Annotated in this window: 6 protein-coding genes; all 6 read right to left on the bottom strand. The window is 66.5% G+C overall.

All coding sequences use genetic code 11. From position 1 onward, the window contains the following. Window positions 1-97: 97 nt before the first annotated feature. The gene (gene pueA, locus ACUXVH_RS15950) at window positions 98-1,951 is read right to left on the bottom strand and encodes a polyurethane esterase A (RefSeq protein ID WP_065364145.1); all 1,854 of its coding nucleotides are present in this window, start codon (window positions 1,949-1,951) and stop codon (window positions 98-100) included. A gap of 113 nt (window positions 1,952-2,064) precedes the next feature. Continuing rightward, entirely contained in the window at window positions 2,065-5,181 is a 3,117-nt protein-coding gene (locus ACUXVH_RS15945) for an autotransporter domain-containing protein (RefSeq protein ID WP_445495342.1), read from the bottom strand. 65 nt (window positions 5,182-5,246) lie between these two features. After that, the gene (eprS, locus tag ACUXVH_RS15940; RefSeq protein WP_401332605.1) at window positions 5,247-8,225 is read right to left on the bottom strand and encodes an autotransporter serine peptidase EprS; all 2,979 of its coding nucleotides are present in this window, start codon (window positions 8,223-8,225) and stop codon (window positions 5,247-5,249) included. A gap of 193 nt (window positions 8,226-8,418) precedes the next feature. Continuing rightward, window positions 8,419-10,104, bottom strand: coding sequence for a polyurethane esterase B (pueB, locus tag ACUXVH_RS15935; RefSeq protein WP_011061489.1), 1,686 nt, complete (start codon window positions 10,102-10,104; stop codon window positions 8,419-8,421). 49 nt (window positions 10,105-10,153) lie between these two features. Further along, the gene (locus ACUXVH_RS15930) at window positions 10,154-11,503 is read right to left on the bottom strand and encodes a TolC family outer membrane protein (protein WP_370059185.1); all 1,350 of its coding nucleotides are present in this window, start codon (window positions 11,501-11,503) and stop codon (window positions 10,154-10,156) included. Between the two features lie 14 nt (window positions 11,504-11,517). Then, complete coding sequence (locus ACUXVH_RS15925; RefSeq protein WP_370059505.1) at window positions 11,518-12,834, bottom strand: HlyD family type I secretion periplasmic adaptor subunit; 1,317 nt, start codon at window positions 12,832-12,834, stop codon at window positions 11,518-11,520. Window positions 12,835-12,843 lie beyond the last annotated feature (9 nt).

Genomic DNA, 12,843 nt, shown 5'->3' with positions numbered 1-12,843 from the left:
GCTTTACCGTTATTGGAGTCGCAAATCGACTGGCAGGTCACTTCCCCCCGGCAATGAACGGTGCGAGGCCCATTGCAGGCCTCGCGCCGCGCCGGCATCAGGCGAGAACGATGCCGGAACCGTTGAGGTGCTCCAGACTGACCCCCACCAGGGTCACCGAGTCCTGGCCGAAGGTCAGCACCGTGTCGTTACCACTGCTGCTGGCATGAGCCCGATAGTCCTGGTCCGGCAGCACGCCGCTCACCCCCATGAACACCAGCTTGTCGCCACCCTGGTAGCCGAGGATGCGGTCCTGGCCGAAATGCCCGGTGAACAGAAAGGTATTGTTGCCGCCTCCGGCTTCCATCAGGTCGTTGCCGGCACCGCCAACGAACACGTCGTTGCCCTGGCCGCCGATCAAGTGGTCGTTGCCGTCCAGGCCGAACAGCCAGTCGCCGCCGGCATGGGCCTTGAGCACGTTGTCGCCCGCATCGCCCCTGACCGACGAGGCGTACTGGGTAAGCTGCCCGCCGGCCTTGAGGCCCTGGTCGGTGACCTGGTGGATCACATCGTCCTTGAACAGGCCCCAGAGAAAGCCCGGCTCCTTGCTCTGGATCGCGCCAATGTCGCGGGTCATGCTGATACCGCCATTGGCGTCACGCAGGTACAGGGTCCCGGCGCCGTCGCTGGCAAAGCTGTAGTTCTTGACCGACTGCTGCAGGTCCAGGGTGTTGCTGCCCTGGCCGCCGAGGATGATGTTGTAGCCGCCGCTGTCGCGGAACGTATCGTTGCCGGCCCGGCCTTCCAGGTAGTCGTTGCCGCTGCCGCCCTGGATCAGGTCGTTGCCGTCGCTGCCGATGATGAAGGTGCTGCCCTTGTGGGTCTCGGCATTGCGGTTGAGGTCCTGGACCCAGGTACTGGCCCGGGCCGGGTCCGACAGATTGGCTACCACGATGGTGGAGTCCTTGCTGGTGAAGTCGTAGAACTTCGACTCCAGCACCCGGGTCAGGCCGTCGCCGTAGCCGGTGGGCAGGTGGGAGAGCCAGGTGGGAATGTTGAGGATCGAGAACGGCAGCACATTCCACAGGGTCGAGGCGTAATGGTCGTTGAAGTTGACGATGTTGTTGGTCGCCGAGTCCTGGTGGGCGTCATGCACCCCGAGGGACGACAGGTTGAAGGTTGAGCCGTCCAGGGCGCGGAACACCGGGTCGTTCTCGTAGCCGATGTTCAGCACCTTGTCGCTGGCGCTCTGGGTCGGCGAGGCGTAGGCGATGTAGTTGGAGTCCTTGTAGAACCCCGACCAGCGTTCGCTGCTCAGGTCCGCCAGGCTGTTGACCCCCAGCCCGCCCAGGCTGTGGCCGCTGACCAGGACATCCTTGCCCGACAGGCCATTGGCCTGGGCGAAGGCCGCGACATCTCCCAGCAGCTTGCCGAATGCCTCGCCGGCATAGTTCTTCGCATAGTCCTTGGGGCCCAGGGCCGCCAGCAGGTCGTTGATCACATCACCGATGGTGTCACTGATCACCGATTCCCGTGGCCCGCTGGTGCCGCGAAAGGCAATGCCGATGGACTCCAGGTGGCCCTGGGCATCGTACTTGCCGAGGATTTCCACCTGGGCCGTGCCGTAGCCGGCCTTCTCGCCAAAGAAGGTTCCCCGGCCATCGACCTTGCCGTCGTAGCCCAGTTGCTGGGCGCTGATGGTGGACCAGCCGGCCTGGTGCAGGGCATCCAGCGCGGCCTTCTCGGAGTCGGGGTTCCAGGGAATGCCGGGGATTACCCCCTGGGAATTGCCGCTGCCGATCAGCGCCGTGACCAGGGTCGCCGGCAGGCCCAGGCCGAAGCCGTTGTGCTGGTAGCCCTCGGCAAAGCCGTTGTCGATGTTGTGGTAGGAGTACAGGGTGATCGCCAGCGCATCGGAAAACAGCGCCTTGGAGTCACTTGCAGTGAAGTTCTTGTAGTCAAACACACCCATGGTATTGCCTCTTCTGTTGTTGGAATTGTCAGAGCAAACGCATGCCGCCCAAGCCCCATGGCGGGACTCGGGCAACTCGGTGAAGGGCCGGGGGACTGCTGGCTACCCGGCCTTCAGAACTGCCAGTCCAGGGTCAAGCCGACCCCGTGACTCTTGTCCCGGGCCCCCAGCAACCCGTTGTAATCCAGGTTGACCCGAGTCCCTCGGCCCACGGCCATGCCGGCCCGGGCGCCAATGACCGCGGCGTCGCGATCCAGGGACAGGCTCTGCACCTTGAAGCCCTGCCCGCCCTCGACGAACCCCAGGTTCATCGTGGCGTCGGTGGGGCTCAGGTGGTGCTGCCAACCCAGGGTAGCCGACAGCTCCAGGCTTCGGGTCGAGCTCAGTTGCAGGCGTTGGCCAGCGCGCAGGCCCAGGGTCGTGAGCCAGGCCTCGCGGTGGTCAGCCGCGCCCCTCAAGGCCGCGTCGCCGCCCTTCTCCTTGAAGCTGTCGCTGGCCACATTGACATAAGCCAGGTTAGCGAAGGGTTCAAGCGCCAGGGGTTGCAGGTCCAGGCTCCAGGCGGCCTCGGTGAACAGCTGGGCGCTCTGGGCGTCACGCTTGGTCTTGAGCCGCTCGGATTCCCCGGCAAACTGCAACTCGCGCTTGACGTCGATGCGGTGCCAGCTGTAGGAACCGCCCACACTCAGGCGCACGGCATCCAGTTGTTGGCCGACATAGGCCCCCAGGTGGTAGCTGTCGACCTTGGCCGAGGAATGGGTACCGTCGCCCATGTTCAGGGAACTGTCGCTGTAGCCACCGAACAGCCCCAGGCGCCGGCCCTCGCCCACTTCACCATCCACTCCGGCCAGCAAGCCGCCGATGGAGGTGTTGTAGCCGGCCTGGGAATGCCCGCCGTCGGCCTTGCCCCAGGCGCCCAGGACCTTGAACCAGGCGCCTTCATCAAGGCTCTGGGTGCCGTTGCCGACAGCCCCGGCGTCCTGGCGCAGGCGCTCGCCCATGGTGTCGCGCAGGTGACGGCCCTGGTTGATCAGGACACTGGCCACCGCCGGGTGGATCTCCCCGGACAATTGCTGGAAGGCCTGCTGGGCACTGGCGGCAGTCGGCGCCAGCAGCAGGCTTTCGAACAGCGGGCTGCCGGCCCCCAGTTGCTCGGCGGCAGCCGCCACCGACACCTGGTTGTCGGTCAGGCCGACACTGGCGAACGAGCGCGCACTGCGCTGCACCGCCAACTGCACACCAGTGGCCGAGTAGTCCAGGCTGCCGGCAAGAAACAGGTAGCTGGGCAACACCGTGCCGAAGCTGCCCTGGACCCCGCCCGCCGCATCGAGGATGTCGAACTGGCGCCCCAGCACGCTGCCGCTGCCAGTGCTCGAAGGCTCCAGGACCATGGCCAGGTTGGCCCCGGCAATGGTCACCTGGCCGCTGCTGACGATCCGGTCGCTGGCGGTCGGCGACACCTCCACGGCGTAGGTCGAGCCCGGCTGGAAGGTCACGTCGCCGGCCACGTTCAGGGTGCCGATGGAGTTGCCCGGGGCCACCGTGGCCCCGGCGTTGGCCGTCAGCCTGCCGATCCGGCCATTGCCGCCGAGAGTTGCGCCCTGGTTCACCGTCACCGCCGACGTCAGGCTGCCGTTGACCGCCAGGCGGCCCTGGTTGACCAGGGTCGGGCCGGCGTAGCTGTTGTTGCCGCTGAGCACCAGGGTGCCGATGCCCTCCTTGGTCAGGCCGCCATGGCCGCTGATGTCGTTGCTCCAGATGTCGAAGCCGCAGTTGAACTGGGTACAGCGCCGCTGGGTGGGCTTGCCGGCGTCCAGCAGCGCTCCCACCCCCGGCAGGTTGGCTACCCACTGGGACGAGCCATAGGCGCCATCGATCCGCAGTTCCTGGGGGATGTCCTGCTCGGTGACCAGCATGCCCGGGCCGCGAATGCCCTTTTGCAGGTCGATCATGCCCCAGCCATACAGCTCGTCGATGCCCGGGGCGCCCATGTCCCGGGCGGTGGTGCGCAGCACCCCGGCGATCTGCGCCGCATCCATGTAGGGAAAGCGCTCCATCAGTACCGCTGCCGCACCGGCGGCATGGGGCGCGGCCATCGAGGTGCCGTTCTTGTTGGCGTAGCCGACCGTCATGTCTTCCAGGCTGGTGCCACCGATCACGGCGCTGTAGATCCGTGTACCCGGGGCCGAGACACAGAAGCTCGCGGTGTAGCCGCAGCGTGAGGAAAAGGTACTGATGGTGTAAGGCTCTGCGCTGCTGGTGTCCGGGTTCTGCTGCAAGGCCGCCACTGTCAGCCACTGCGGGGCGATTTCCGGGACGAAATAGCCCAGCCCGGCGATGGCGTCCGGGTTGTTCAGGTTGTAGTCGTTGCCGGCGGCGAAGATGGTCAGCACGCCACTGCGGGCCGCATTGATGGCACCGTCATAGGCACCGCCTTGCAAGGTGCCGAGCAAGGGCCGGATCTGGCTGAACTGGGCCTGGGCGTCACTCAGGCCGAAGTGCGGGAACGCCGGATCGCGCCCGCCCTTGGCGAATGCGTCGGTGATGCCGATGCCCCAGCTGTTGTTGATGATCCGCGCGCCACTGGCTACCAGGCCGTCCCAACCGGCCTTGTACACCGCCCCATCGTTGCCCAGGATGATGCCGTCCTCGGGGCCGGGGTCGCCGTTCTCGGCACTGATGATCTGGGCGTCGAAGGCCACCCCGTGCATGGCGCCGCCATCGCGGCTGCCGGCGGCGATACCGCCCACGTGAGTGCCGTGGGAACCGAGCTTGCCGTCCGAGCCCACCGAGGGCGTGCCGTCATAACGGAAGGCGTCTCCAGCCTTTACCGGAATGTAGGGATCGGTGTACTGGCGGATGCCGCTGGTCACCAGGGTGATGACCTTGTCGCTGCCGGCGAACTCGGGGTGCTGGGCATACACCGGCTGGTCGAAGATCCCCAGCTTGATGCCCTGGCCGGTGTAGCCGGCGGCATAGGCACTGTCGGCATGTATCGCCCCCAGGCCCCAGTCGGCCTTGAATTCGGCGCTGCGCCAACTGGCGGCGTCGCCGAGCTTGCCGGTTTCCACATAGGGCGCCGCCTGGGCACCAGTGGCCAGGGCCAGGCAACCGGCCAGGGCGCTGGCCAGCGGGCTGTACGCCCAGGGTAGCTGCCGGCAGCGAGGCCATCCGGAGCGGGGATTGCGAAGATGCGGTTGTCCAGGTTGAAACTGCTTCACTACGACCATCCTTAGTTGTATGGGCAATCGACCGGCGCGACGACGCTCTGCGCCGGGGTATGGCGACCGGCGCTTCAGAAGCGCCAGTCGAGGTTCAGCCCCACGTTGTGGAACTGTTCGGCATTGCCCAGCCGGCCCTGGTAATCCAGGCTCAGGTCCAGCTGGGCGGTGACTCCAAGGCGCGCCTGAAGCCCCAGCAGCGCCGCATCCCGGGACGCGCTTGCACTGTCCACGGCAAAGCCCGGGCCGCCGCTGGCGAATGCCAGGTGCTGGCTGGAAGTGTCATGCCCCAGGCGGTGCTGCCAGGCCAGGCTGCTGGACAGCTCCAGGGGCTGGCCGCGGCTCAGGCTGAGCCGCTTCAGGCCCCGGGCCCCCAGGCTGCCCAGCAGGGCCTCGGCGCTGTCGTCCCCGGCGCGCAGGGCCGCGGCGTCGCCCTTCTCGTGGAAGGCGTCACGCTGCAGGTGCAGGTAGGCCAGGTTGGCGAAGGGCTCCAACGTCAGGGCCGGTAGCTGCAGCCGATACGCCGCCTCGCTGAACAGCTGGTTGCTGCGACCGTCGATCCGGGCCTTCTGCTTGGCGCTGGCTTCGGCGTATTGCAGGTCGCGGCGCACCTGGGCGCTATGCCAGCTGTGGCTGGCCCCCAGGCTCAGGCGCAGGTCGCCCAGGTCGCGCCCGGCATAGGCGCCCAGGTGGTAGCTGTCGATCTGCGCGCTGGAGTGGCTGGCGCCGCCCATGCGCAGCGTGGTGTCGCTGTAGCCGGCGGCCAGGCCGACCCGCGTGTCCGCGTCCAGGTCGCGGTCCAGCCCCAGCAGCACCCCACCGCCCTTGCTCTGGTAGGAACTGTGGCCCGAGTCGCCGTCAGTGCGCGCCTGCCCACCCAGGCCCTTGATCCAGAAACTCGCCTCGCCCTCCCCGGCATTTGGCCCCGGGCGCTGCAAGCGCTGGCCAAAGGCCTCGCGCAGGTCGCGGCCCTGATTGAGCAGGGTCTGCTCCAGGGCCGGGTAGATCTCCCCGGACAACTGTTGCAACGCCCCTTGAGCCGAAGCCGGCGAGGCCGACAGCAGCAGGCTTTCGTAGACCGGGTCGGCCGTGCCCAACTGCTCCACCGCCGTGGCCACCGCGCGCTGGTTGGGGCTGGCGGCCACGCTGGCAAAGGTCGCGGCGCTGCGCACCAGGCCCAGTTGCACGCCGCTGGCGGAGTAATCGACCACCGCGCCGAGAAACAGGTAGTTGGGTTGCACCAGGGCGAACTGGCCATCGATACCGCCTGCGGCCTGCAAGATATCGAACTGGCGCCCGACCAGCCCCCGGACCTGCCCGGCGCTGAGCAGGTTGGCGTTGTGTTCCAGGCTCAGGCTGAGCTGGGCGCCCTCCAGATGCGCCCGGCCGCCGGCGACGATACGGTCGCTGGCGGTCGGCGACAGCTCCACGGCGTAGGTCGAACCTGGCTGGAAACTCACATCGCCGGCCACATTCAGGGTGCCGATGGAGTTGCCCGGGGCCACGCGCGCGCCGCGGGTCGCGGTCAGCGCCGCGACCTGCCCGCTGCCACCCAGGCTCGCGCCACTGTTGACCGTGACCGCGGATGCCAGGCTGCCATTGACCACCAGCAGCCCGCCATCGACCGTGGTCGGCCCGCGATAGCTACTGTCACCGCTGAGCAACAGCCAGCCGGCCCCGGACTTGACCAGGCTGCCCTGGTACAGGCGCTGCGCGGCCGCCGCATCCCGGGCCATGCCGACCGCGTAGTCGGTCAGTTCCTGCTGGCTGGCCTGGGCCCCCGGGCCCTGCTCCCAGCCACGATCCTTGAGGGTCTGTTGCCAGGCCTGGTGCTCGGCGGCATCCTCCGCCTGGCGCTGGGCCAGGGCCTGGTCGGAGATGCCGTTGCTCCACACATCGCCCTGCCCGGCCTCCAGGTTGACCTTGAATTCCCCCAGCAACTGCCCGGGCCCGTGCAATGCCCGGCCCAGGTCCGGCACGCCCCAGCCCACCAGGCTGCCTGGGGCCTGGGTCAGCGAGCCATCGAGCTGGCGGGCGGTGGTCAGCAGCACCTGCAGGGCCTGCTGGTTGTCCAGATAGGGGTAGCGCTCCATCACCAGGGCCAGGGCCCCGGTGGCATGGGGCGCGGCCATCGAAGTGCCGTTGTAGGTGGCGTAGCCGCCCCCGGGCACAGTGCTGGTGATGGCCGCGCCGGGCGTGGCCAGGCACCAGTACTTGGCGATCCCGCACTGGTTGTATTTCTGCTGGTTGTTCTTGTCCAGGCCCGAGACCGCCAGCCAGTGCCCTTCCAGCTCCGGCTGAAAATACGGCAGTGCCGATCGCACGCTGGCATTGGCATAGCCGCTGTTGCCGGCGCTGAAGACGTTGATCACCCCCTGGCGCGAGACCTGCGCCGCCGCGTCGAGCCAGGTGTCCTGGCCGAAGTGCTGGGCATAGGCGGCGTGCAGGCCCTGGAGGGTCTGGTAGCTGACGTCCTTGGGCTGGCTGCCCCAGCTGTTGTTGATGACCCGCACCCCGGCGTCGGCCAGGGCACCGTACACCGCCTGGAAATAGCGCGGGTCGGGGCCCGGGCCGAAGAGCATGCTGTCGTTGCCGTTGGTGTTGCCGACGTAGACCTGGGCATTGAAGGCCACCCCGTGCATGCCGTTGCCGTCGCGGGCGGCGCCCATGGTGCCGGTGACGTGAGTGCCGTGGGTGTCGTTGTTGGCGTTGAGCACCCCGGACACCTGGAACCCGCTGCCGTCCTGGTAGCTGCCGCTGGCGATCACCGGGTGAAAGCGCAGGGACGAGGCTTCGGCATGGGCCGCATCGAAGCCCGAATCCAGGGCACCGATCTTGACCCCGCTACCGGTAAGGCCGGCGGCGTAGGCCTGGTTCGCCTGCATCCGGTCCAGGCCCCAGTCCTGCAGGTATTCGGCGGAGCGCCAGCTGGCGGCATCACCGGGGCGACCGGTTTCCTGGTAGGCCGCCTGGGCCCCACCCGGCAAGTTCGCGGCAAACGCCAGGAACACCCCGGCCGCCAGCACATTGAGCTGATGAACATTCACATCCATGTTGATGACTTCTCTTGTTGTTGTTCTGGGATCGACTTTCCGTAACCGATCAGCAACCACGGCTTACTTCATGGGACTGGCTCCTTGAGGGTTCGCGCCCCACGCCCAGGGGCGCCTGCTGCGGGCAAAGCTGTCGCCGCCGCAGCCCTTTTCAGGGGGCTGCGGGGCCTCTAGCGCTGGATATCGGTGAGGGTCAGGCGAAGACCAGGCCCGAGCCCGAAAGGCTGTCCATGCCGACCCCCACCAGGGTCACCGAGAACTCGCCGACACTGAGCAGGGTGTCGTTGCCGTTCTGCGACAAATGCTGGCTGTAGTCGTAATGGGCGTCGACCCCGGGCACGCCCATGAACACCAGCTTGTCGGTGTTCTGGTAGCCGTGGATCAGGTCGAAGCCGAAGTTGCCGCTGAACAGGAAGGTATTGCCCCCGCCACCGCTGGAGTGCATGACGTCGTTGCCGGTGCCGCCGACGAAGGTCACGTTGGCCTTGTCGCTGCTCAGCAGGTCATCGCCGCCATGGCCGAACAGCCAGTCGCCATCGACGCTGGCTACCAGCGCATTGCCGTAGGCATCGCCGTTGAGGGAATGGTTGTAGGCGGTCCACTGGTTGCCGTTCTGCAAGCCGTCGGCGGTGACGCTGTGGCTCACGTCCTTGCCGAACAGTTGCCACCAGCTTCCGGTCTCGTGGCTGACCAGGGCGCCGACGTCCCGGGTCATGCTGATGCCGCCGTAGGCATCACGGATATACAGGGTGCCGTCGCCGTCATTGGCGATGGAAAAGTTCTTCAGCGGCTGTTGCAGTTCCAGCACGTTATGGCCCTGCCCGCCATGGATGATGTTGTAACCGCCGTCATCGCGGAAGCGATCATCGCCGGCCCCGCCATCCAGGTAGTCGTTGCCCTTGCCGCCGTGCAGCAGGTCGTTGCTCTGGGTGCCGATGATGAAGGTGCTACCGGTGTGTTTTTCCGCGTACAGGTTGAGGTCCTTGACCCAGACCTGATCGCGCTTGCCCTCGGACAGGTTGGAAATAACCACGGTGGAGTCGCGGCTGGTCAGGTCATAGAAATCCGAGTTGATCAGGCGGTTGAGGCCGCCGGCGTAGTCCACCGCACTGTGGGCCGACCAGGACTGCGGATTGAGGATGCTCTGGGGAATCAACTTGCCCAGGAACGATGAATAGTGATCGGTGAAGCTGACGATGTTGTTGGTCGCCGACTCCTGGGGCTTGTCGTGGGTGCCCAGGGACGAGGCGTTGAAATGAGTGCCGTCCAGGGCGCGGAACACCGGGTCGTTTTCATAGCCGATGTTCAGCACCTGCGAGCTGTTGGCGCTCTGGGTCGGCGAGGCGAAGGCCACGTAGCTGGCGTCCTGGTAGAAGCCGCCCCAGTGATCGCTGCTCATGGCCGCCAGGCTGTTGACCCCAAGGCCGCCCAGGCTGTGGCCGGTGACCAGCACATCGCTGCCGCTCAAGCCCTGGGCCGCGGCGAAGGCCGCGACCTTGCCCAACAGGTTGTCGAAGGCCAGGCGGCTGTAGTTGTCGGCAAAGCCGGAAACGAAGGCCGCCTGCAGGTCGTTGATACCGTCCTTGAGGCTGTCGGTGCCGCGAAAGCTGATGCCGATGGACAGCAACTGCCCGCTGGCGTCGTATTTGCCCAGCACCTCGACCTGGGCGTCGCTGACAATCGCCTGCTCGCCGGAAATCGTGCCCTGGGCGCTGACGTTGCCCTGGTAGCCCAGCTGGCTGGCGCTGATGGGGCGCCAGGCGGTGCCCGGCAGCGCCTCGCCGGTGGGTGTGGAGGCGTACAGCGCCAGAGTGATGGCTTCGCTGTAGAGGGCCTTGCCGTCACCGCCAAGGGCGGTCTTGTAATCGAAGATACTCATGCTCGTTCCTCTTTTTTATTGTCCCTGAGCCTGCGGTCGGCAAGGCCTCCTAAGGCTGCGCGCGCTGGCCGAAAGCCTCGTCGACCCTGGCCAGATCCTCTTCCCGCAGAGTGCCTGCGTAGTAGTGCAGCTTGGTCCAGGCCATCAAGTAGTCATAGCGCGCCTGGGCCAGGTCGCGGCGGGTGGTGTAGAGCTGCTGTTCGGCGTTCAGTGCATCGAGGTTGACCCGTTCGCCCCCCAGGATGCTCTGCTTGGTCGAGACCACCAGGGCCTCGGCCGAAGTCAGGGCTTTCTGGTAGGCCCGCAACTTGCTCACCCCCGATAGACAGGCACTGAATTGGCGGCGGAGTTCAATCAGGGTTTCCCGGGTCTTGCCGTCCAGTTCGTACTCGGCCTGTTCCATGGAGCGGCTGGCCTGGCGGGTCGAGGCCGAGACCCCGCCCCCGGCATACAGCGGCACGCTGACTTCGATACCGATGGTGTTGGTGTCGTAGCGCTGGTTGTAGGTGTTGCCGCTTTCCGATTCGTTCTGGCGCATGGTGGCGTAGGCGCTGAGCTTGGGCAGGTGCCCGGCGCGGTTGCGTTCCACCTCGTAGCGCGCGACCTCGACCCGCTGGCGCTGGGAAGCCAGCACCGGGTTGTTGCTCAGGGCCATCTCGTGCCAGGTGTCGTAGTTGGCCGGGGTCAGGGAGAAGGACTGGAAGTCTTCCTGCAAGGGGTCCAGATCCCGCACATCGAGGTTCGGCTCGCCGGTCAGGGCCGCCAGCTCGCGCAAGGCCGCGTCCTGCTCGTCCCGGGCTTCGATCTCTTCGGCGGTGGCCAATTCGTAGCGCGACTCGGCTTCGAGGATGTCGGTGCGGGTGCCCTCGCCCTGCTGGAACATGTGCCGGTTCTGCTGGAACTGCTGCTCGAAGGCCTTTTTCTTGGCCAGGGCGATGTCGATCTGGTCCTGGGCGAACAGCGCCTTGGTGTAGTAGCTCAGCACCCGCACCAGCAACTCCTGGCTCTTGCCGCGAAAGTTCTCGTCGGCAAACAGCGCCTGGGCCACGCCCTTGCGGTAATTGGCGTAGGCCTCGTAGTCGATCAGCGGCTGCTGCAGGGTCAGGGACGAACCGTAGCTGTCGTAGTTGCGTTTTTCGGTAATGGTGCCGCGCACCGTATCCAGGTAGCTGACCTTGGAGTTGTTATGGCCCTTGTTGTAGCTGTAGCCGACCTTGGGCAGCAGCCCGGCACGGCCGATGGCGCGGTTTTCAAGGCCCGCGTCGCGTTCCTTGATGGCGCCGAGGAACACCGGGTCGTTGCGCAGGGCCTGTTCGTAGATCTGGAACGGGCCCACCGCCTGGGCCGTCTGGCAGGCCAACAGCGCCAGAGCCGCCGCGAGAATGGAAAGCTTACTCATACGACGCGACATCCTTATTCTTCGGTCAGTGCAGAACCTGCCCGGTCGAGCAGTGGCTTGAACAGGTAATTGAGCAGGGAACGCTCGCCAGTGCGCACGAACATTTCCGCCGGCATGCCGGGCTTGATCACCAGGCCGTTGAGCTTCTCCATGGCCTGGTCGCTGACACTGCTGCGCAGCACGTAGTAGGGCATGCCGGTTTTCTCGTCGAGCATCTGGTCGGCGGAAATCAGGCTGACTTCGCCCGGCACCCGTGGCGTGCGGCTCTGGTTGAAGGCGGTGAACAGGATGTCCACCGGCAAGTGGGTGCCGACCTTGTCCACCAGGTTCACCGGCAGCCGCCCTTCCACCTCCAGGTGAGTGCCCTGGGGCACGATTTCCAGCAGGGTCTCGCCCTGGCGCACCACCGCGCCCTCGGTGTGCACCCCGAGGTTGACCGCGATGCCGTCGGCGGTGGCGATGATCTCGCTGTGCTGCAGGTCGAAACCGGCAGAGGTCAGTTGCTGCTCCAGGGTCTGGGTCTTGAGCTGGGCTTCGGCCAACTGGCTGCGCACCTCTTTCTGGTACTCCTCGCTGTGCTGTTGCAGCTTGAGCCGGGATTCGAGGATGCCCTGCTCCACTCGCCCGCTTTCCCCGGTGTTCTGCGCCAGTTCCTGCTGCACCTGGGACAGTTGGCGCTGATATTCCAGCAGGCGATTGCGCGGGATGTAGCCGTTGTCCGCCAAAGGTTGCAGGTTGCTCAGTTGCTGGCGCAGGGATTCGGCCTGGCTACCGAGGTCGGTGCGGGCCCGGCGCATGCCGGCCAGTTGCGCGGTGGCGCCTTCGATATTGGCACGGATGCCCGCCTGCTCCCGGGAGAATGCCTCGCGCCGGCTGCTGAACAACTGGCGCTGGCCCTCCAGCACCAGGGCCAGGCGCGGATCGTCGCTGTCGCTCAGGGGCGCGGGGAAATCCACCTGCTTGAGGTTGTCGCGCTCGCTGCGCCAGCGCGCCAGGCTGGCCATGGCCATGCGGTACTGGGCTTGCAGCGATTGCACGTCCGCCGCCACCTGGGTCTGGTCCAGGCGAAACAGCGGCTGGCCCTGCTTCACGCTTTCGCCCTCGCGCACCAGGATCCGGCTGACCACCCCGCTGCTCATGGACTGCACCGCCTTGCGCTTGCCGGACACCACCACCGTGCCTTGCACCGGAATGCCCTGGTCCAGGGGCGCCAGCGCCGCCCAGACGAAGAAACTGCCCGCCCCCACCAGGGCCAGGATCCAGCCCATGCGGGCGAAAAAGCCCGCGTCACGCTCGACCCGTTCCGGCGCGTAACCCTCTTCGATCATCATGTTGCTGTC

The sequence above is a fragment of the Pseudomonas sp. 8(2025) genome, from assembly GCF_052665325.1.
This window is presented reverse-complemented; position numbering and strand designations above follow the sequence as displayed.